This window comes from Pseudomonas sp. TREG-RG-20F-10-E-6-01 (assembly GCF_022662455.1).
Classification (GTDB): Bacteria; Pseudomonadota; Gammaproteobacteria; order Pseudomonadales; family Pseudomonadaceae; genus Aquipseudomonas.
In genome coordinates, this window is record NZ_JAKNQP010000002.1 from 544,790 (window position 1) to 565,928 (window position 21,139).

Sequence of the window (21,139 nt, forward strand, 5' to 3'; positions counted from 1 at the left end):
GATGAATACCAATACCGAACACGCTGCTGATACCCCGCAAATCTACTCGCTGAAAAACGTCAACCGGGTTTTCGGCAAGGGCAAAGACGAGCTGCAAGTGCTCAGCGGCGTGGACTTGAGCCTGCACGAAGGCGAGATCGTCGGCATGCTCGGCCGCTCCGGCTCGGGCAAGTCCACCTTGCTGCGCATCATCGCCGGGCTGATTCAGCCGTCGTCGGGCGAAGTGCGCTACAACGGCGCCCCGCTCAACGGCCCGGCCGAAGGTGTGGCCATGGTGTTCCAGACCTTTGCGCTGTTCCCCTGGCTGACCGTGCTGGAAAACGTGGAAGCCGGCCTGCAAGCCTTGCAAGTCGAGCGCAAGGAAAGCCGCCGCCGTGCCCTGGCTGCCATCGACCTGATCGGCCTGGACGGTTTTGAAAACGCCTACCCGCGCGAGTTGTCCGGCGGCATGCGCCAGCGCGTGGGTTTTGCCCGTGGCCTGGTGGTCAACCCGACGCTGCTGCTGATGGACGAACCCTTCTCGGCCCTCGACGTGCTCACCGCCGAAACCCTGCGCACCGACTTGCTGGACCTGTGGAGCGGCAAGCAACTGCCGATCAAATCGATCCTGATCGTGACCCACAACATCGAAGAAGCGGTGCTGATGTGCGACCGCATCCTGGTGCTGTCGTCCAACCCGGGCCGGGTGGTCGCCGAAATCAAGGTGCCATTTGCGCACCCGCGCAACCGCCTGGACCCGACCTTTCGGCAAATGGTCGACGACATTTATGCCTTGATGACCGACCGGCGCAGCGCCGACGCCAAAGGCATCCCCGAGCTGAAAATGGGCAGCCTGCTGCCGGAAGTGTCGACCAACCTGATGGCCGGTCTGATCGAAACCCTGGCCGCCGAGCCTTACAACGGCCACGCAGGCTTGCCCACGGTGGCCGAGCGCCGCCTGCTGGAAGTGGACGATTTATTCCCGGTGGCCGAGATGCTCGAGCATTTGGGTTTCGCCGAACTCAAGGGCGCCGACATCACCCTCACCGACGCCGGCAAACTGTTCGCCGACTACGGCACCCAGGAACGCAAAACCCTGTTCGCCGAGCATTTGATCCGGCACGTGCCATTGGCCGCGCGCATTCATCAGGTATTGCTTGAGCGCAGCGGGCACCGCGCGCCACGGGTGCGCTTCGAGCAGGAACTGGAGGACTCGATGACCGAAGCCTTTGTGCAAAAAACCCTGGAAAGCGTGGTGGCGTGGGGTCGGTATGCGGAGATTTTCTCCTATGACGACCATACCGAGACCTTCAGCCTGGATGATGTGGAAGGCAGTATGTAAACCGAACACTTTTTATTGAGCACACAGGGCAAATGTGGGAGCTGGCTTGCCTGCGATGCAGGCAATTCGGTCTTTCAGATACACCGAGGTGATGCTATCGCAGGCAAGCCAGCTCCCACATTGATTGGGTTTACACAGTGAGTGTTGTGGTGGTGTTCAGATCACAAACAGGTCCACAAACCGATTCACTGGCGTGGCCTCAAGCTTCGCCTGATCCTTGCACAGGGCAAAAATCTCGGCACTGCGCTGCGCGGTAAACCGGGTCGCCAGGTTGGCCTTGAACTTGTCCTCCAGCAATGGAATGCCATCCACCCGACGCCGACGATGGCCGATCGGGTACTCCACCGCCACCTGCTCGGTGCTGGAACCATCCTTGAAAAACACTTGCACCGCGTTGGCGATGGAGCGCTTGTCGGCCTCCAGGTATTCGCGGCTGTAGCGTGGGTCTTCGACGATCACCATCTTCTGGCGCAGCTCATCGATGATCGGGTGGGCCGCGTGAAACGCGTCCTCGTACTGCTCGGCCACCAGATTGCCGAAGGCCAGCGGCACCGCGGTCATGTATTGCAGGCAGTGGTCGCGGTCGGCGGCGTTGGCCAACGGGCCGACCTTGGAGATGATGCGAATCGCCGACTCATGGGTGGTGATCACAATGCGCTCGATTTCATGCAGGCGAGCTTTGACCTGCGGGTGCAAGGTCACTGCGGCTTCGCAGGCGGTTTGCGCATGGAATTCGGCCGGGAAGCTGATCTTGAACAGGACGTTTTCCATCACATAAGTGCCGTAGGGCTGCGACAGGCTGAACGCGCGCTTGTCCTCAGGCTTGAGCGCCAGGTCGTTGTTGGTGTGACTGAACAGCACGTCATAGAACCCCCACTGCGGCGCACTCAACACACCGGGAATGCCCATCTCGCCGCGCAAGGCGATATCGGCCAGGCGCACGCCACGGCTCGACGCATCGCCAGCCGCCCAGGATTTGCGCGAGCCCGCATTAGGCGCGTGGCGATAAGTGCGCAGTGCATGGCCGTCGACAAACGCATGGGACAACGCTGCGAGCAACTGCTCGCGGTTGGCGCCCATCAGCTTGGCGGAGACCGCCGTGGAGGCGACTTTCACCAGCAGCACGTGATCGAGGCCGACACGGTTGAAGGAGTTTTCCAGGGCGATCACGCCCTGGATTTCGTGGGCCATGATCATCGCTTCCAGCACCGCACGCACGGTCAGCGGTGCGTCGCCATTGGCCACGCGCTTTTGCGACAGGTGGTCGGCCACGGCGAGGATGCCGCCGAGGTTATCCGAAGGGTGGCCCCACTCGGCGGCGAGCCAGGTGTCATTGTAGTCGAGCCAACGCACGATGCAGCCGATGTCCCAGGCGGCTTTGACCGGGTCCAGGCGCAACGAAGTGCCCGGCACGCGCGCCCCGAACGGCACGACGGTGCCCTCGACGAGTGGCCCCAGGTGCTTGGTGCACTCGGGAAAACGCAGGGCCAGCAGGCCACAGCCGAGGGTGTCCATCAGGCAGTTGCGGGCGGTGTCCAATGCGGCCTTGGAGTCGATGCGGTAATCGAGGACATAATCGGCGATGTCCTGCAGGACCTGGTCGTAGTCGGGGCGGTTGTTCTGGTCGACGTTGGCGCTCATGGCAGTTCTCCAAACAGTTAGGGGGGTTGTTCCATCCTCAGGGTCAGGGTTGATCATGTGTTGGCAGGTCTGATTGCCTGCTTATAAGTGTTGGGTACCGCTTAACCCCTTGTGGGAGCGGGCTTGCTCGCGAATGCAGTGGGCCCGTCAACTTATGTGTAGCTGACACACCGTCTTCGCGAGCAAGCCCGCTCCCACACAAGCCCGCTCCCACATGGGTTCGGTGCTGGCTATTAAAAGGCGTCGCCAGGCACGCGTACGAAACCTTCCATCAATACCCGCGCGCTGCGGCTCATGATGGCTTTCTTAACCACCCATTCGCCGTTCACCTGGGTCGCCTCCGCGCCCACACGCAAGGTGCCGGACGGATGCCCGAAGCGCACCGCATTACGCTCGACACCACCGGCTGCGAGGTTGACCAAGGTGCCGGAAATCGCCGCCGCCGTGCCAATCGCCACCGCCGCCGTGCCCATCATGGCGTGGTGCAACTTGCCCATCGACAAGGCGCGCACCAGCAAATCCACATCACCGGCCTTGATGGCCTTGCCGCTGGACGCCACGTAGTCCGAAGGCTTGGCCACAAAGGCGACCTTGGGCGTGTGCTGACGCTGGGCGGCTTCGTCAAGATGCTTGATCAGGCCCATGCGCAATGCGCCATAGGCCCGCACGGTCTCAAACATCGCCAGGGCTTTGGGGTCGCTGTTGATCGCGCCTTGCAGCTCGGTGCCGGTGTAGCCGAGGTCTTCAGCGTTGATGAAAATCGTCGGAATGCCCGCATTGATCAGCGTCGCCTTGAAGGTGCCGACACCGGGCACCTCCAAGTCGTCGATGAGGTTGCCGGTGGGGAACATCGAGCCACCGCCGCCCTCCTCTTCCGCCGCCGGGTCCATGAACTCCAGCTGCACTTCGGCGGCCGGGAAGGTCACGCCGTCGAGCTCAAAGTCGCCGGTTTCCTGCACCGCGCCGTCGGTGATCGGCACATGGGCGATGATGGTCTTGCCGATATTGGCCTGCCAGACCCGCACCACGGCCACGCCGTTGCGCGGCACGCGGGCGGGGTCGACCAGCCCGGCGCTGATGGCGAACGAACCCACCGCTGCCGACAGGTTGCCGCAGTTGCCGCTCCAATCGACAAAAGGCTTGTCGATGGAGACCTGGCCAAACAAGTAGTCCACGTCATGATCGGCGCGGGTGCTCTTGGCGAGGATCACGGTTTTGCTGGTGCTCGAAGTGGCGCCGCCCATGCCGTCGATTTGCTTGTCGTAGGGATCGGGGCTGCCGATCACCCGCAACAGCAAAGCGTCGCGCGCGGCACCCGGCACCTGCGCGGCTTCGGGCAGGTCCTTGAGGCTGAAAAACACGCCCTTGCTGGTGCCGCCACGCATGTAGGTGGCGGGAATCTTGATTTGCGCTGCGTGTGCCATGGTTAACCCCTCAGGCGGTCGCCGCCGATTCCAGGAAGTCCTGGGCAAAACGTTGCAACACGCCGCCCGCCTCGTAGATCGACACTTCTTCGGCGGTGTCCAGGCGGCAGGTCACCGGCACTTCAACACGTTCGCCATTTTTGCGGTTGATCACCAGGGTCAGTTGCGCACGCGGGGTGCGTTGGCCGACCACGTCATAGGTTTCGCTGCCGTCGATGTTCAGGGTGTGGCGGTCGGTGCCCGGCAGAAACTCCAGCGGCAACACGCCCATGCCCACCAGGTTGGTGCGGTGGATACGCTCAAAGCCTTCGGCGGCAATCGCCTCCACACCGGCCAGGCGCACGCCCTTGGCCGCCCAGTCGCGGGACGAGCCCTGGCCGTAGTCGGCGCCGGCAATGATGATCAGCGGCTGCTTGCGTTCCATGTAGGTTTCGATGGCTTCCCACATCCGCGTAACCTGGCCTTCCGGCTCGATACGCGCGAGGGAACCCTGCTTGACCTTGCCGTTTTCCTGGACCATTTCGTTGAACAGTTTCGGGTTGGCAAAGGTCGCGCGTTGCGCGGTCAAGTGGTCGCCGCGGTGAGTCGCGTAAGAGTTGAAGTCGACTTCCGGCAAGCCCATTTTCGCCAGGTACTCGCCCGCGGCGCTGTCGAGCATGATCGCGTTGGACGGCGACAGGTGGTCGGTGGTGATGTTGTCCGGCAGCACCGCCAGCGGGCGCATGCCCTTGAGCGGACGCGCACCGGCCAGCGCGCCTTCCCAATACGGCGGGCGGCGGATGTAGGTGCTTTGCGGGCGCCAGTCGTACAGCGGCGCGACTTTGGGGCCGGTGTCTTCGTGGATCGCGAACATCGGGATGTAGACCGCGCGGAACTGCTCCGGCTTGACCGAAGCCTTGACCACCGCGTCGATTTCTTCATCGCTGGGCCAGATGTCCTGCAGGCGGATTTCCTTGCCGTTGGCGTCGAGACCCAGCACGTCCTTTTCAATGTCGAAACGGATGGTGCCGGCAATCGCGTAAGCCACCACCAGCGGCGGCGAAGCCAGGAACGCTTGCTTGGCGTAGGGGTGAATGCGCCCGTCGAAGTTGCGGTTGCCCGACAATACGGCGGTGGCGTACAGGTCGCGGTCGATGATTTCCTGCTGGATCACCGGGTCGAGTGCGCCGGACATGCCGTTGCAGGTGGTGCAGGCAAATGCCACAACACCAAAACCCAGCTGCTCCAATTCGTGGGTCAAGCCCGCTTCGTCGAGGTACATCGCCACGGTTTTCGAACCCGGCGCCAGCGAGGATTTGACCCACGGCTTGCGCGTCAGCCCAAGCTTGTTGGCGTTACGCGCCAGCAGGCCGGCGGCGATCACGTTGCGCGGGTTACTGGTGTTGGTGCAACTGGTGATAGCGGCGATGATCACCGCACCATCAGGCATTTGCCCCGGCACTTCGTCCCACTGGCCGGAGATGCCCTTGGACGCCAGGTCGCTGGTGGCCACGCGCGCGTGCGGGTTGCTCGGGCCGGCCATGTTGCGCACCACGCTGGACAGGTCGAAGGTCAGGCCGCGCTCGTATTGCGCGCCTTTCAAGTCATCCGCCCACAGGCCGGTGTGACGCGCGTACTGCTCGACCAGGGTGACTTGTTCGTCTTCGCGGCCGGTGAGTTTCAGGTAGGCGATGGTCTGCGGGTCGATGTAGAACATCGCCGCGGTGGCGCCGTATTCCGGGGCCATGTTGGAGATGGTCGCGCGGTCGCCCAGGGTCAGCTTGGAGGCGCCTTCGCCGAAGAATTCCAGCCACGCCCCCACCACTTTCTGCTTACGCAGGAATTCGGTCAGCGCCAGCACCATGTCGGTGGCAGTGATGCCGGGCAGCAGCTTGCCGGTGAGTTCGACGCCGATGATTTCCGGCAGGCGCATCCACGACGCGCGACCGAGCATCACGCTCTCGGCCTCCAGGCCGCCAACGCCGATGGCGATCACGCCCAGGGCGTCCACATGCGGGGTGTGGCTGTCGGTGCCGACGCAGGTATCCGGGAATGCCACGCCGTCACGCACCTGAATCACCGGAGACATTTTCTCCAGGTTGATCTGGTGCATGATGCCGTTGCCCGGCGGGATCACGTCGACGTTCTTGAAGGCCTTTTTGGTCCACTCGATAAAGTGAAAACGGTCTTCGTTGCGACGGTCTTCGATGGCGCGGTTTTTCTCGAACGCATCCGGGTCAAAACCACCGGCTTCGACCGCCAGGGAGTGGTCGACGATCAACTGGGTCGGCACCACCGGGTTGACCTGGGCCGGGTCACCGCCTTGCAGGGCGATGGCGTCGCGCAGGCCGGCAAGGTCGACCAGGGCGGTCTGGCCGAGGATGTCGTGGCACACCACACGCGCCGGGAACCAGGGGAAGTCGAGGTCGCGCTTGCGTTCGATCAGTTGGCTCAGGGACGCATTGAGCGTGGCCGGGTCGCAACGGCGCACCAGGTTCTCGGCGAGCACGCGGGAGGTGTACGGCAAAGTGGCGTAGGCGCCGGGGGCGATTGCATCGACTGCCGCACGGGCGTCGTAGAAATCCAGGCGGCTGCCAGGGAGCGGTTTGCGAAATTCAGTGTTCATCGTCAGGACTCGGTCACGGTAGTTACAAAAGGAAGACCTGTGCTGATCCAGAATGGGAATCTGATCAACATGTGGGAGGGGGCTTGCCCCCGATGGCGGTTGCTCAGTGCCAGCTGTATCAACTGACAGGCTGCTATCGGGGGCGAGCCCCCTCTCACATTTGACCTCATACCCATCCCGGGCTCGTCGGTCTCCTCACTCAGCGACGTTCGATTGGCACGAACTTGCGCTGCTCAACGCCGATGTACTCGGCGCTTGGACGGATGATGCGGTTGTTGGCGCGCTGCTCGAACACATGCGCGGCCCAGCCTGTCAGGCGTGAGCACACGAAAATCGGCGTGAACAGCTTGGTCGGGATGCCCATGAAGTGGTACGCCGAGGCATGGTAGAAGTCGGCGTTGGGGAACAGTTTCTTCTGCTCCCACATGGTCTTGTCGATGGCTTCGGAGACCGGGAACAGCACCTTGTCGCCCACTTCGTCAGCGAGCTTTTTCGACCAGCCCTTGATCACTTCATTACGCGGGTCGCTGTCTTTGTAGATCGCGTGGCCAAAACCCATGATCTTGTCTTTGCGCGCCAGCATGCCGAGGGTGCCTTCGACGGCTTCTTCGGCCGAGCCGAAACGCTCGATCATTTCCATCGCGGCTTCGTTGGCGCCGCCGTGCAGCGGGCCGCGCAGCGAACCGATGGCGGCGGTGACGCAGGAATACAGGTCGGACAGGGTCGAGGCACACACACGGGCGGTGAACGTCGAGGCGTTGAATTCATGCTCGGCGTAAAGGATCAGCGACACATTCATGACCTTCTCGTGCAACTCGCTCGGCTTCTTGCCATGCAACAGGTGCAGGAAATGGCCGCCGATGCTCGGCTCGTCGGTCACGCAGTCAATCTTTTTGCCATCGTGGCTGAAGCGATACCAGTAGCACATGATCGCCGGGAAAGCGGCAAGCAGGCGGTCGGTGACATCGCGCTGCACGCTGAAGTCTTTTTCGGGCTCGATATTGCCCAGGAACGAGCAGCCGGTGCGCATCACGTCCATCGGGTGGGCGTCGGCGGGGATGCGTTCCAGCACTTCTTTGAGCGCCTGCGGCAAGTCGCGCAGCTTGCCGAGTTTGGCGGTGTAGGCCGCCAGTTCGGCTTGGGTTGGCAATTCGCCGTACAGCAGCAGGTAGGCGACTTCTTCAAATTGCGCATCGGCGGCCAGTTCACGCACGTCGTAGCCGCGATAGGTCAAGCCGGCGCCGGCCTGGCCCACGGTGGACAGTGCGGTCTGCCCGGCCACCTGGCCACGCAGGCCGGCGCCACTCAATACTTTTGCTTCAGCCATGGTTGTTCTCCAATTTTGTAGTTATTCAGGGAGGCGCGTTCTTTACTTTTTCGCGGCGAACAGCGCGTCGAGCTTCTGCTCGAAGGTGTGGTAGTCGATGCGATCGTAGAGCTCCATGCGGGTTTGCATGGTGTCGATCACGTTCTGTTGAGTGCCATCGCGACGGATCGCGGTGTAGACATTCTCGGCGGCCTTGTTCATGGCGCGGAAGGCCGAGAGCGGGTACAGCACGATGGAAACATCGGCAGATTTCAACTGTTCGGTGGTGTACAGCGGCGTCGCGCCAAATTCGGTGATGTTGGCCAGGATCGGTGCCTTCACGCGGGAGGCGAAGAGCTTGTACATCTCCAGCTCAGTGATGGCTTCGGGAAACACCATGTCAGCGCCGGCTTCGATGCAGGCGGCGGCGCGTTCCAGTGCCGACTCCAAACCTTCGACGGCGAGGGCGTCAGTGCGCGCCATGATCACGAAACTGTCATCGGTGCGCGCATCCACGGCGGCCTTGATGCGGTCGACCATTTCCTGCTGGGACACGATTTCTTTGTTCGGGCGATGGCCACAGCGCTTGGCGCCGACCTGGTCTTCGATATGGATAGCGGCCGCGCCAAACTTGATCATCGACTTGACCGTGCGCGCCACGTTGAAGGCCGAGGAGCCAAAACCGGTGTCCACGTCCACCAGCAGCGGCAGGTCGCACACGTCGGTGATGCGGCGCACGTCGGTCAACACGTCATCCAGGCCCGTGATGCCCAGGTCTGGCACGCCCAGAGAACCCGCCGCCACGCCGCCACCCGACAGGTAAATCGCCTTGAAACCGGCGCGCTTGGCCAGCAGCGCGTGGTTGGCGTTGATCGCGCCAACGACCTGTAACGGATGTTCGCTGGCGACCGCGTCACGGAAACGCTGGCCGGGTGTACTTTTATTGTTAGAACTCATGACTCACCTCTTCAGGAAGTGCCGTCGGGGAAGTGACGGGCAATGTTGCGTTTGGAGGCGCCGATATGCCGGCGCATCAACAATTCGGCCAGTTCACCGTCGCGATCGGCAATCGCGTCAAGAATGCGGTGGTGCTCGGCAAAAGCCTGGCGTGGACGATTGGGCGTAGCGGAGAACTGGATGCGGTACATGCGCACCAATTGGTACAGCTCGCCGCAGAGCATTTGGGTGAGGGTGCGATTGCCGGCGCCTTGAATTATCCGGTAATGAAAATCGAAGTCGCCTTCCTGCTGGTAGTAGCCCAGGCCGGCCTGGAACGCTTCGTCGCGTTCATGGGTATGAAGCACCTGGCGCAGCTCTTCGATTTCCGCGTCAGTCATGCGCTCGGCGGCCAGGCGGCAGGCCATGCCCTCCAGGGACTCGCGGATTTCATAGAGTTCGATCAGCTCGGCATGGCTCAAGGACACCACTCGCGCGCCAACGTGAGGCACGCGCACCAGCAGGCGCTGGCCTTCCAGGCGGTGGATGGCTTCGCGCAGCGGGCCACGGCTGATGCCGTAGGTGCGGGCCAGTTCCGGCTCGGAAATCTTGCTGCCGGGGGCGATTTCGCCTTTGACGATGGCGGCCTGGATGCGCCGGAAGACGTTCTCGGACATGGTCTGGGAATCGTCTTGCGCCACCACTGGGGTTTCCAGTTGATCCAGCATATTGTCGACACCTTTAAAAGCAATGCCGCAAAAACTAGCCACTCAAGCCAAAATAGTCAAAGAATAAATCAACATTGTCGACAATCGTCTAATAACTCCTTCTGCGCTGAATAGGGGCATGGCCGCCTGCCAGCGCTGGCGCCAAAAAAGCATCATGTTAGAATGCCCGCCGCTTTTGCCTGACATCACTTGATGAAACGGCGCACCCGAGATTGCGCAGCAATGCCAGTCGCCTTGAATTAAACATCGCACTGCAGCGCCTCAGGATCTATGAGACTCAAGCCCTTCCTTTTAATGTTTTGCCTAGCGTGCATACCCAGCCTTGGCGGCGCCGCCGAGAAGACCGTGTATGGCCTGAATGAATACGCGAAACTGGCGGGCATTGACCTGGAAGTGGCGGCCAAACTCGACACCGGCGCCAAGACCGCCTCGTTGAGCGCCCGCGACATCAAGCGCTTCAAACGCAACGGTGAGTCCTGGGTACGTTTCTACCTGGCCATCGACACCGCCCATTCCCACCCCATCGAACGCCCCCTGGCCCGCGTCAGCAAAATCAAACGCCGCGCCGGTGACTACGACCCCGATGAGGACAAGAACTACACCGCCCGCCCAGTGATCGCCCTGGACATCTGCATGGGCACTGCTTTACGCAGCATCGAAGTGAACTTGACTGACCGCAGCGCATTCCAATACCCGCTGCTGATCGGCTCCGAAGCCTTGAAACGCTTTGATGCGCTGGTCGACCCCAGTCTTAAATACGCAGCGGGCAAACCTGCCTGCGCCGCTGACGCTCCTACCGCCGAGTAAACCGAATGCGCTCTCTGACCCTGCACCTGAAAATCCTCATCACCATTTTGGTGGTGCTGGGTATTTCGGTCACCGCCTACCAGATTTTCGTGCTGGGGATTCCCGTCACCGAGGACGCCACCGACGACCTGTGGAACATCGACGCCAAGGTCGAGTTTGTCGCCAGCCCCAAAGACCCGGTGAAGATCTCGATGTTCGTGCCGCCCCTGAGCCGCGACTTCGTCAGCCTCAACGAGAGTTTCATCTCCAATAACTACGGCGTGAGCGTCAACCGCACCGACGGTAACCGCAAGGTCACCTGGTCGGCGCGCCGCGCCAAGGGCAACCAGACGCTGTATTACCGCCTGGTGCTGACCAAGCGTTACAGCGGCGAAAAGGTCAAGGTCAAAGGTCCGACCTTCCGCGACAGCATTGCTGTGGAAGGCCCGGAAAAAATCGCCGCCGAAGCCTTGCTGGCGCCGATCCGCCAGCATTCGGCCGACGTCGAAACCTTTATTACCGAAGCGATCAAGCGCACCAACAACCTCAACGACGACAATGTGAAGCTGCTGCTGGCGGGCGACCCGTCGACGCCGCACAAGGCCAAGATCGTCGAGTTATTGCTGTCCATCGCCCATGTGCCGGTGGAAAAAGTCCACACCATCCGCCTCGTCGCCGACCAGCCGCAAACCCCGGAACTGTGGCTGCGCAGCTTCAATGGCAATGACTGGCTGTATTTCAACCCGGAAACCGGCGAGCAAGGCCTGCCCGCTGACCGCCTGCTGTGGTGGACCGGCGATGAAAACCTGATCACGGTAGATGGCGGCAAGAAAGCCATGGTGACCTTCAGCCTGAACAACAGCGAAATGAACGCGATTCGCCTGGCCAAGCTGACCGACGAGAACACCGACGCCAACTTCCTCGAATACTCGCTGTACGGCCTGCCGCTGCAAACCCAGCAGACCTTCATGATCATGGTGATGATCCCGATTGGCGTGCTGGTGATTCTGATCCTGCGCAACCTGATCGGCCTGCAGACGCTGGGCACCTTCACCCCGGTGCTGATCGCCCTGGCGTTTCGCGAGACGCAACTGGGTTTTGGCATTGTGCTGTTCACCATTATTACCGCGCTGGGCTTGTCGCTCAGGTCGTACCTGGAACACTTGAAGCTGCAGATGCTGCCGAGGCTGTCGGTGGTGCTGACCTTCGTGGTGGTGCTGATTGCAGCCATCAGTTTGTTCAGCCACAAGCTGGGCCTGGAGCGCGGGCTGTCGGTGGCGCTGTTCCCGATGGTGATTCTGACCATGACCATCGAACGCCTGTCGATCACCTGGGAAGAACGCGGCGCCAACCATGCGCTGAAAGTGGCGATTGGTACGCTGTTCGCCGCCTCGCTGGCGCACATCATCATGAGCGTGCCGGAGCTGATCTACTTTGTGTTCACCTTCCCGGCAGTCCTGTTGATCCTGGTGGGTTTCATGCTGGCCATGGGTCGTTATCGCGGCTACCGCCTGACCGAACTGGTGCGTTTCAAGGCCTTCCTCAAGGCTGATTCGTAATGTTCGGCTTCTGGAAAACCTGGAAGGCCCTGGAAGCGCGGGGGATCATGGGCATCAACCGGCGTAACGCCGACTACGTGCTCAAGTACAACAAGCGCAGCCTGTACCCGATTGTGGATGACAAGATCATCACCAAGGAACGGGCCATGGCGGCCGGCATTCATGTGCCGGAAATGTACGGGATCATTTCCACCGAGAAGGAAATCGACAAGCTCGACGAGATCATCGGTGGGCGCAGCGACTTCGTGATCAAGCCGGCCCAGGGCGCCGGCGGCGATGGCATCCTGGTGGTGGCCGACCGGTTTGAAGGGCGCTATCGCACGGTGTCCGGCAAGATCATCAGCCATGAAGAAATCGAACACCAGATTTCCAGCATCCTCACCGGCCTGTATTCCCTGGGCGGCCACCGTGACCGCGCGCTGATCGAATACCGCGTGGTGCCTGACCAGATCTTCAAGAGCATCAGCTACGAAGGCGTGCCGGACATCCGCATCATTGTGCTGATGGGTTACCCGGTCATGGCCATGCTGCGCTTGCCGACGCGCCAATCCGGCGGCAAGGCCAACCTGCACCAGGGCGCGATTGGCGTGGGTGTCGACCTGGCCACGGGTTTGACGCTGCGCGGCACCTGGCTGAACAACATCATCACCAAACACCCCGACACCACCAACGCGGTGGATGGCGTGCAACTGCCCAACTGGGACGGTTTCATGAAGTTGGCGGCCAGCTGTTATGAGCTGTGCGGGCTGGGTTACATCGGCGTGGACATGGTGCTGGACCAGGAAAAAGGCCCGCTGATCCTCGAGCTGAACGCGCGGCCGGGGCTGAATATCCAGATTGCCAACGACTGCGGCCTGACGTTGCGCACCCATGCGGTGGAAGCGCGGCTGGAAGAGTTGAAAGCTGCGGGCGTGACGGAAACGCCGCAAGAGCGGGTGAAGTTCGTGCAGGAGATGTTTGGGCATATTCCCGCCGTTGAAGGCTGACGCCACTCAACTGTGGGAGCGGGCTTGCTCGCGAAAGCGGAGTGCCATTCAACACAACCGGGACTGACACGCCGTCTTCGCGAGTAAGCCCGCTGCCCCCATTTAAACCGCGCTCTAGGACCAAACCCTTCGGGGGACTACAATCGCCTCCCCCAAGCCAACAGCTGATCCACCCCGCATGTCGACCTGCTCTGTACACCCGCTGCCCTACCGGGCCAACCCCGCCGACTACTTCGCGGCGATTCGTCACGCTCCCGGCGCAGTGTTGCTCGACAGCGGCCGCCCGGCTGCCGAACGCGGGCGCTATGACCTGCTCAGCGCCTGGCCAGTGGAAACGCTGACGGTACGGCCTGACGAAAACGGCAGTGATTTCCTGCAACGCTTGCGCGAAAACCTCGCGCAGTTGGGTGAGGCGGGTTTACCTGCTGGCTATGAGTTGCCGTTCGCTGGCGGCTTGATCGGTTACCTGAGCTACGACTTCGGCCGCCACCTGGAACACATGCCGCACTTGGCGGTGGACGACCTGCACCTGCCGGACGCGCGCTTTGGGCTGTATGCCTGGGCGCTGATCAGTGACCACCGGGTGCAGAGCAGTCAGCTGGTCTTCCACCCTTCGCTGATCGACAGCGAACGACAACGCCTGATTGCGCTGTTCAACGCTGAAGTTGTCGACACCCAGGCCAGCTTCAAACTGCACGGCCCCATGGTTGCGGACCTGACCGCCGACGCTTACCGGCAGGCCATCGTGCGCATTCAGGAGTACATCCAGGCCGGCGACTGCTACCAGGTCAACTTTGCCCAGCGCTTTCGCGCGCCGTGCGTCGGCGATCCGTGGGCGGCTTACTGCGCCTTGCGTGAGGCGTGCCCTACCCCGTTTTCCGGGTTCCAGAGCCTGCCGGACGACGGCGCAGTGCTGAGCCTGTCGCCGGAGCGCTTCGTGCACATCAGCGAGCGCCGCGTCGAAACCCGCCCGATCAAAGGCACCCGCCCGCGCGGCCTGACGCCCGAAGAAGACGCGGCCCACGCCGCCGAGCTGCTGGTCAGCCCCAAGGATCGCGCCGAAAACCTGATGATCGTTGACTTGCTGCGCAACGACCTGGGCCGCACCTGCCGCACCGGCTCGGTGAAAGTGCCGGAGTTGTTCAGCCTGGAAAGCTACCCCAACGTGCATCACTTGGTGAGCAGCGTCACTGGCACCTTGGCCGACGACAAGGACGCACTCGACCTGATCGCCGGCAGCTTCCCCGGTGGTTCCATCACCGGCGCACCGAAGATTCGCGCCATGCAGATCATCGATGAGCTTGAACCCACGCGGCGCGGGTTGTACTGCGGCTCGTTGGTGTACCTGGATGTGCGCGGCGAGATGGACAGCTCCATCGCGATTCGCAGTTTGCTGGTCAAGGATGGGCAGGTGTGCTGCTGGGGCGGTGGCGGGATCGTGGCGGACTCGCAGTGGGAGGCGGAGTATCAGGAGTCGCTGACGAAAGTGCGGGTGTTGTTACAAACGTTGGAAAGCTTGTAGCAGCCCAGCCCTGCCTGAGGCTCAGACGCAGAGCCGAGCTGCCGAAAAAGCCTGCATCAGAACAGTCGTGGACGACGTGTGGCCTGGAGGATAGCGTCCAGCGTCCACGTCCACCCGCCGTTTGTGAAGGATCACATGAAGCGACTGCCTACTCGTCAGAAATTATTTCCGCGATTGCATATCCACCTCACCGGGCCTACCATCTCCCAAATTGGGAGGTTGCAGCGATGCGCATAATCGCTCTGTCTGCCTTACGAACATTCTGGGAAAGCCATCCCGCCTGTACCGATGCCAAAACACCCCTGGTCGAGTTGTACCGTCATATGGAGAAGACCACTTACCAGACGCCACAGGCACTCAAAGCAGAGCTCAGAACAGCCAGCATTCTCAAAGGCGGCAGGGTTGTGTTCAACGTGGGTGGCAACAAGTATCGAGTGATCATGGCAATCGATTATCAGCGCCAGCTGGGGTTCATACGCTTCGTGGGAACCCACGCGCACTACGACCAGATCAACGCGGAGACCGTGTGATGAACATAAAACCCATTCATTCCCAGCAAGACCTGGCGGCGGCGCTCGCACGCGTCGAGCAATTATGGGGGGCCGAGATCGGCTCGCCGGAGGGTGACGAGCTGGAGATCCTCGCTGTCCTTATTGAGAAATACGAAGCGGAACACTATCCCATGCCGCCCTCGGACCCGGTGGAAGCGATCAAATTTCGCATGGAGCAGCTAGGCATGACCGCCCGTGACCTTGAGCCTTTCATCGGCACGAGCGGGCGAGTGTCTGAAGTGCTGAACCACAAGCGCAAGCTGAGCCTGGCGATGATCAAGCGCCTGCATGAGGGCTTGAGTATTCCTTATGATCGGTTGCTCGCAGGCAAGCCAGCCACCACAGGTTGAACTGTGTGAACCCGACCAAATGTGGGAGCTGGCTTGCCTGCGAAGCGGCCATCAGCAGCGCTGAAAAACTTACAGGCTCAACGCCCGATTCGACGCTTTGATGAACTCTTTCTTCAAATCCTCAAACGTATGCACCGCGGGAAATTGCGGGAACTCGCGAATCACGTTCTGCGGCGCATGGAACAGAATCCCACGGTCAGCTTCGCCCAGCATCGTGGTGTCGTTGTAGGAATCGCCGGCGGCGATCACGCGGTAGTAGAGGGTCTTGAATGCCAGCACGGATTGGCGCTTCGGGTCCTTTTGACGCAGTTGGTAACTCACCACCCGGTCGTTTTCATCGGTGATCAAGCGGTGGCACAGCAAGGTCGGAAAACCCAACTGGCGCATCAGCGGTTGGGAGAATTCGTAAAAAGTGTCGGACAGGATCACCACCTGGAAACGCTCGCGCAGCCAGTTGACGAACTCAATGGCGCCGTCCAGCGGCTCAAGGGTGGCGATTACTTCCTGGATGTCGGCAAGCTTGAGCCCATGCTCGTCGAGGATGCGCAGGCGTTGCTTCATCAGCACGTCGTAGTCGGGAATGTCGCGGGTAGTGGCGCGCAGGGATTCAATACCGGTTTTTTCGGCGAAGGCGATCCAGATTTCCGGAACCAGCACCCCTTCCAGGTCGAGACAGGCAATTTCCACAAGACACTCCCATTTAGATGTTGTTAGTTGAGCGAGCAAAAGGACTGCCGAACTCTAGCGACTCAAGCTCTGCGCCGCAACGCAGGGCGGATTTTGGTACCATCGCTTCCCTATAGAGCGCTCAGCGCCACTGACCTGTAGGAACCCTCCTGATGAACCAAGCCTTCGACGTCGTTGAACTCGCCACGACTTATGCCAACAAATCCGCCCAGGACATTCTCAAGCTGGCGTTCAGCCAGTTCGGTGATGACCTGTGGATTTCCTTCAGCGGCGCCGAGGATGTGGTGCTGGTAGACATGGCTTGGAAGCTGAACAAGAACGTCAAGGTGTTCAGCCTCGACACCGGGCGCCTGCACCCGGAGACCTACCGGTTCATCGAACAGGTGCGCGAGTTCTACAAGATCGACATCGAGTTGATCTCGCCAGACCAGAGCAAACTGGAACCCTTCGTCAAGGAAAAGGGCCTGTTCAGTTTCTACAAGGATGGCCATGGCGAATGCTGCGGTGTGCGCAAGATCGAACCGCTGCGCCGCAAACTGTCCGGCGTGAGCGCCTGGGCCACCGGCCAACGCCGTGACCAGAGCCCCGGCACCCGCAGCCAGGTGGCGGCGTTGGAAATTGACACGGCATTCTCTACGCCCGAGCGCACCCTGTACAAATTCAACCCGCTGGCGCAAATGACCAGCGAGGAAGTCTGGGGTTACATCCGCATGCTCGAGCTGCCGTACAACAGCCTGCATGAGCGCGGGTTTATCAGCATCGGCTGCGAGCCGTGCACCCGGCCAGTATTGCCGAACCAGCACGAACGCGAAGGCCGCTGGTGGTGGGAAGAAGCCACGCAGAAGGAATGTGGGCTGCACGCTGGGAATATCATCAGCAAGGCCTGAGGTCTGTCGCAGTAAAAAATGTGGGAGAGGGCTTGCTCGCGATGAGGGTGTGTCAGTCAATGAATTGTTGGCTGATAGATCGCTATCGCGGGCAAGCCCGCTCCCACATTTGCTTTGTGGGGGGGACAAAAATTTTGTACACACCTATGTAACTATCGGTGCCATTTATGTGTGCAATTCATATTGCACCGCACCAAAACGTAACACCCATCCCCGCGTGCTGCTTGCCTCTCCAAGAGAGCGCCTCCCCACTTAAAAATAAATACCTGTTCAAACGGTCAATTTATATCGCTTTAAATTCAGCTAGTTATTTTAATAATCAGTAAAAACGAAATTAAACACAGTTTTTATAGATCGAAAACTGGCACGCATGTGGCTTAAGGTGAATTACGCTTTGTATACAATAAATACAAAACATACATACACTTTGCCATCTGCGACGTTTCAGCAGATGCGCCGGAGCCTGCCGGAATGCGTACAAGCCTCTCGAATAACATCGCACTGGATCTGCCCTCCTCCGTCCTGAACCCTGTGGCGGCAAGCCCCGGCCCGCTCGTGCTCAGCCCGCGCTTGCACAACAAAGACCTGGCGCCCACCAAGGTTGAAGGCCGACGTTGGGGCCGCTACAGCATCTTTGCGCTGTGGACCAATGACGTGCACAACATCGCCAACTATTCGTTTGCCATCGGCCTGTATGCCTTGGGCCTTGGCGGCTGGCAGATTTTGATGTCGCTGGGGATCGGCGCAGCGCTGGTGTACTTCTTCATGAACTTGTCGGGGTTTATGGGCCAGAAGACCGGGGTGCCCTTCCCGGTGATCAGCCGCATCAGTTTCGGCATCCACGGTGCACAGATTCCGGCGTTGATTCGCGCGGTCATTGCGATTGCCTGGTTTGGTATCCAGACCTACCTGGCCTCGGTGGTTTTCCGCGTGCTGCTGTCGGCCATTCATCCAGGGTTTGCCGACTATGACCACAACTCCATCCTCGGCCTGTCGACCCTCGGTTGGGCGTGTTTCGTGGCGATCTGGTTTGTGCAGCTGATGATCCTGGCTTACGGCATGGAAATGGTGCGCCGCTACGAGGCGTTCGCCGGGCCGGTGATTCTGGTGACGGTGGCTTCGCTGGCCGGTTGGATGTACTTCCAGGTCGGCGGCAATATTGCCTGGTCGATCCGCGAACCGCTGAGCGGCGGCGAGATGTGGCGCAATATCTTTGCCGGTGGCGCGTTGTGGCTGACGATCTACGGCACGCTGATCCTCAATTTCTGCGACTTCGCCCGTTCCTCGCCCTGCCGCAAGACCATCCTGGTCGGCAACTTCTGGGGCTTGCCGGTAAATATCCTGGTGTTTGCCGCAATCACCGTGCTGCTCTGCGGCGGGCAGTTCCAGCTCAATGGCCGGGTGATCGAAAGCCCGACCGAAATCATCGCGGCCATTCCCAATACCTTCTTCCTGGTGCTCGGCTGCCTGGCCTTCCTGATTGTTACCGTAGCGGTCAACATCATGGCCAACTTCGTTGCCCCCGCGTTTGTGCTCAGCAACCTGGCGCCCAAGTACCTGAACTTTCGCCGCGCCGGGTTGATCAGCGCCACGCTGGCAGTGCTGATCCTGCCGTGGAATCTCTACAACAGCCCGCTGGTGATCGTGTATTTCCTCTCGGGCCTGGGCGCACTGCTGGGGCCGCTGTACGGGGTGATCATGGTCGATTACTGGCTGATCCGTAAAAGCCAGGTGGACGTATTGCAGCTGTATAGCGAAGACCCCAATGGCGTTTATTACTACAGCCGCGGAGTCAATTTACGTGCGGTCGCGGCGTTTATTCCCGCAGCGGTGATCGCAATTCTGCTGGCGCTGTTGCCCGGCTTTGCCAGCGTCGCCCCGTTTTCCTGGCTGTTTGGCGCCGGTATTGCAGGGCTGTTGTACCTCTTGATCGCCAAGCGTCGGCCGCACTACGCCGATGTCAGTGGCGAAAGCATTGCAGTCGATAACGTCAGTCATTAATCAAGGACATTCCATGCGTATCCTCGTGGTCAACGTCAACACCACCGAATCCATCACTGAAACCATTGCCCAGCAGGCGCGGGCCGTCACCTCGCCAGGCACTGAGATTGTCGGGCTCACGCCTTACTTCGGCGCCGAATCAGTGGAAGGCAATTTCGAAAGCTACCTGGCCGCCATCGCGGTGATGGACCGCGTGATAGCCTACGACCAGCCGTTTGATGCGGTGATCCAGGCCGGCTATGGCGAACATGGCCGTGAAGGGTTGCAGGAGCTGTTGAACGTGCCAGTGGTGGACATCACTGAAGCAGCCGCCAGCACAGCAATGTTCCTGGGGCACGCCTATTCAGTAGTCACCACCCTGGATCGCACTGTGCCGTTGATTGAAGACCGCTTGAAACTCGCCGGCCTGTACCAGCGCTGCGCCTCGGTACGCGCCAGTGGCATGGCAGTGCTGGAACTGGAAGAAGACCCGCTGGCGGCGATGGAAGCCATCGTGCGTCAGGCGGAACGGGCCATTCACGACGACAAGGCCGAGGTGATCTGCCTGGGCTGCGGCGGCATGGCCGGGCTGGATGAACAGATTCGCCAGCGCACCGGCGTGCCGGTGGTGGATGGGGTGACGGCCGCGGTGACCATTGCCGAATCGCTGGTGCGGTTGGGGTTGTCGACGTCGAAGATCAGGACTTACGCCACGCCGAGGCCGAAGAAAGTCATTGGCTGGCCGGGTCAGTTCGGCCGGTAGACCGCGTCGCCTGCATCGCGGGCAAGCCCGGCTCCCACAGGGGAATGCGATTAAAAGTGGGAGCCGGGCTTGCCCGCGATGGCCGCGCCTCGGTAGGCCGCCGGAATCAAATGGCGCTGAACCGTCGCCCCAGTTGCTGCTCGGCAAACTGCTCAATGATGAAATCCACAAACACCCGGGTCTTGCCGGGCAGCAGTTTGTGCTCGGCGTAGTACAGGGAGATGTTGCCGTCGTCGACGTACCAGTCGGGCAACACCCGCACCACCGCACCGCTGTCCAGAAACGGCACGGCCATCGGCATGCTCACCAGCGCAATGCCCAGGCCTTGAGCGCTGGCGCAGCAGGCGGCTTCGGAGTCGCTCATGGTCATGCGCGGTTTGAGTACCAGCGGGCGTTGTTCACGGTCCGGGCCGGTGAGTTGCCAGGTACGCACGCGGCCGGTTTGCGGCGAGCGGATCAGGATGCCCAGGCACCGCGATAAATCTTCGGGCGCGTGCACCGGCAGGCGTTGCGCCAGGTAATCCGGGGAGGCCACCAGCACTCGATGCGCGGGGCTCAGCTTGCGCGCCACCACGCCCTGGGGCAGTTCAAAACCACCGCCAATGGCAGCGTCGAAGCCTTGACCGACCAGGTCGACCTGACGGTTATCGAAATGCCAATCCGGGCTGATGTCCGGAAAGCGCCGCATAAACTCCGCCAGCAACGGCACCACATAACGATTGCCGAACACCGTGCCCATGCTGACTTTAAGCGTGCCCACCGGCCGCCCTTCGGCGCTGGCCAGGTTGGCCACGGCGTTCTGGATGGTGGTGAGGCTGCCACTGACCTCCTCGAGGAACAGCTTGCCGGCCTCGGTCAGGGTCAGGCGTCGGGTGCTGCGCTGGAACAGCCGCACACCCAGGCGTGCCTCCAGCTTGGCGACGCTTTTACCCACCGCCGCCGGTGTCAGGCTCAAGTGCCTGGCGGCCTCGGCAAAGCTGCCGCCTTCGGCGCTGCGTACAAAACATTCGATACCGCCAAAGCTTTCCATATCGCCTCATTGCAAACTTTTGGTTTACACAGACTATAGCAATCACGGTCTACCGGGTCGGCGGGACGAGGTCGATA

General features: G+C 61.0%; 18 protein-coding genes. 10 read left to right on the top strand and 8 right to left on the bottom strand.

Annotation, left to right across the window (positions count from 1 at the left end; genetic code table 11):
- Window position 1: 1 nt before the first annotated feature.
- Window positions 2-1,321, top strand: coding sequence for a nitrate/sulfonate/bicarbonate ABC transporter ATP-binding protein (locus L8K08_RS08860; RefSeq protein WP_145159151.1), 1,320 nt, complete (start codon window positions 2-4; stop codon window positions 1,319-1,321).
- A 156-nt stretch (window positions 1,322-1,477) separates the two neighbouring features.
- Here L8K08_RS08860 and prpD read toward each other — a convergent pair whose 3' ends face one another.
- The 6 genes from prpD to L8K08_RS08890 form a co-directional block, all read right to left on the bottom strand.
- Window positions 1,478-2,962 carry a 2-methylcitrate dehydratase gene (gene prpD / locus L8K08_RS08865; RefSeq protein WP_242195918.1) on the bottom strand — a complete coding sequence of 495 codons (1,485 nt, stop codon included), beginning with the start codon at window positions 2,960-2,962 and terminating at the stop codon, window positions 1,478-1,480.
- Between the two features lie 233 nt (window positions 2,963-3,195).
- Window positions 3,196-4,386 carry a 2-methylaconitate cis-trans isomerase PrpF gene (gene prpF / locus L8K08_RS08870; protein ID WP_242195923.1) on the bottom strand — a complete coding sequence of 397 codons (1,191 nt, stop codon included), beginning with the start codon at window positions 4,384-4,386 and terminating at the stop codon, window positions 3,196-3,198.
- 10 nt (window positions 4,387-4,396) lie between these two features.
- Window positions 4,397-6,991: a Fe/S-dependent 2-methylisocitrate dehydratase AcnD gene (acnD, locus tag L8K08_RS08875; protein WP_242195926.1), complete on the bottom strand. Its 2,595-nt coding sequence runs from the start codon at window positions 6,989-6,991 to the stop codon at window positions 4,397-4,399.
- A 199-nt stretch (window positions 6,992-7,190) separates the two neighbouring features.
- Entirely contained in the window at window positions 7,191-8,318 is a 1,128-nt protein-coding gene (prpC, locus tag L8K08_RS08880; RefSeq protein ID WP_242195929.1) for a 2-methylcitrate synthase, read from the bottom strand.
- Window positions 8,319-8,360: 42 nt separating this feature from the next.
- Window positions 8,361-9,254 carry a methylisocitrate lyase gene (gene prpB, locus L8K08_RS08885; protein WP_025854214.1) on the bottom strand — a complete coding sequence of 298 codons (894 nt, stop codon included), beginning with the start codon at window positions 9,252-9,254 and terminating at the stop codon, window positions 8,361-8,363.
- 11 nt (window positions 9,255-9,265) lie between these two features.
- A complete protein-coding gene (locus L8K08_RS08890; RefSeq protein WP_119742083.1) occupies window positions 9,266-9,961 on the bottom strand; it encodes a GntR family transcriptional regulator in 696 nt (231 codons plus the stop codon).
- 270 nt (window positions 9,962-10,231) lie between these two features.
- Between L8K08_RS08890 and L8K08_RS08895 the strand changes: the two genes are divergently transcribed.
- The 6 genes from L8K08_RS08895 to L8K08_RS08920 all read left to right on the top strand — a co-directional run bounded on the left by L8K08_RS08895 (window position 10,232) and on the right by L8K08_RS08920 (window position 15,715).
- Complete coding sequence (locus tag L8K08_RS08895) at window positions 10,232-10,768, top strand: ATP-dependent zinc protease (RefSeq protein WP_119742081.1); 537 nt, start codon at window positions 10,232-10,234, stop codon at window positions 10,766-10,768.
- Window positions 10,769-10,773: 5 nt separating this feature from the next.
- The gene (locus L8K08_RS08900) at window positions 10,774-12,306 is read left to right on the top strand and encodes an inactive transglutaminase family protein (RefSeq protein ID WP_106576285.1); all 1,533 of its coding nucleotides are present in this window, start codon (window positions 10,774-10,776) and stop codon (window positions 12,304-12,306) included.
- The gene (locus L8K08_RS08905; protein ID WP_242195932.1) at window positions 12,306-13,292 is read left to right on the top strand and encodes an alpha-L-glutamate ligase-like protein; all 987 of its coding nucleotides are present in this window, start codon (window positions 12,306-12,308) and stop codon (window positions 13,290-13,292) included. The genes L8K08_RS08900 and L8K08_RS08905 overlap by 1 nt, the downstream gene beginning before the upstream one ends.
- A 178-nt stretch (window positions 13,293-13,470) precedes the next feature.
- Entirely contained in the window at window positions 13,471-14,814 is a 1,344-nt protein-coding gene (gene pabB, locus L8K08_RS08910; protein WP_145159161.1) for an aminodeoxychorismate synthase component I, read from the top strand.
- A gap of 227 nt (window positions 14,815-15,041) precedes the next feature.
- Window positions 15,042-15,344, top strand: coding sequence for a type II toxin-antitoxin system HigB family toxin (locus L8K08_RS08915; RefSeq protein WP_145159163.1), 303 nt, complete (start codon window positions 15,042-15,044; stop codon window positions 15,342-15,344).
- Window positions 15,344-15,715, top strand: a complete 372-nt coding sequence (locus L8K08_RS08920; RefSeq protein WP_242195934.1) for a transcriptional regulator — start codon at window positions 15,344-15,346, stop codon at window positions 15,713-15,715. The genes L8K08_RS08915 and L8K08_RS08920 overlap by 1 nt, the downstream gene beginning before the upstream one ends.
- A gap of 69 nt (window positions 15,716-15,784) precedes the next feature.
- On the opposite strand, the gene thrH is transcribed toward L8K08_RS08920, so the two are convergent.
- Complete coding sequence (gene thrH, locus L8K08_RS08925; protein WP_145159167.1) at window positions 15,785-16,402, bottom strand: bifunctional phosphoserine phosphatase/homoserine phosphotransferase ThrH; 618 nt, start codon at window positions 16,400-16,402, stop codon at window positions 15,785-15,787.
- 152 nt (window positions 16,403-16,554) lie between these two features.
- Between thrH and L8K08_RS08930 the strand changes: the two genes are divergently transcribed.
- The 3 genes from L8K08_RS08930 to L8K08_RS08940 all read left to right on the top strand — a co-directional run bounded on the left by L8K08_RS08930 (window position 16,555) and on the right by L8K08_RS08940 (window position 20,032).
- On the top strand, window positions 16,555-17,289 hold the full coding sequence (locus L8K08_RS08930) for a phosphoadenylyl-sulfate reductase (protein ID WP_106576281.1): 735 nt from the start codon (window positions 16,555-16,557) through the stop codon (window positions 17,287-17,289).
- 471 nt (window positions 17,290-17,760) lie between these two features.
- Window positions 17,761-19,290 (top strand): NCS1 family nucleobase:cation symporter-1, encoded by a 1,530-nt coding sequence (locus L8K08_RS08935; RefSeq protein WP_242195937.1) that lies wholly within the window; start codon window positions 17,761-17,763, stop codon window positions 19,288-19,290.
- 13 nt (window positions 19,291-19,303) lie between these two features.
- Complete coding sequence (locus tag L8K08_RS08940; protein WP_242195940.1) at window positions 19,304-20,032, top strand: aspartate/glutamate racemase family protein; 729 nt, start codon at window positions 19,304-19,306, stop codon at window positions 20,030-20,032.
- A 106-nt stretch (window positions 20,033-20,138) separates the two neighbouring features.
- Here L8K08_RS08940 and L8K08_RS08945 read toward each other — a convergent pair whose 3' ends face one another.
- Window positions 20,139-21,062, bottom strand: a complete 924-nt coding sequence (locus tag L8K08_RS08945) for a LysR family transcriptional regulator (protein WP_242195943.1) — start codon at window positions 21,060-21,062, stop codon at window positions 20,139-20,141.
- Window positions 21,063-21,139 lie beyond the last annotated feature (77 nt).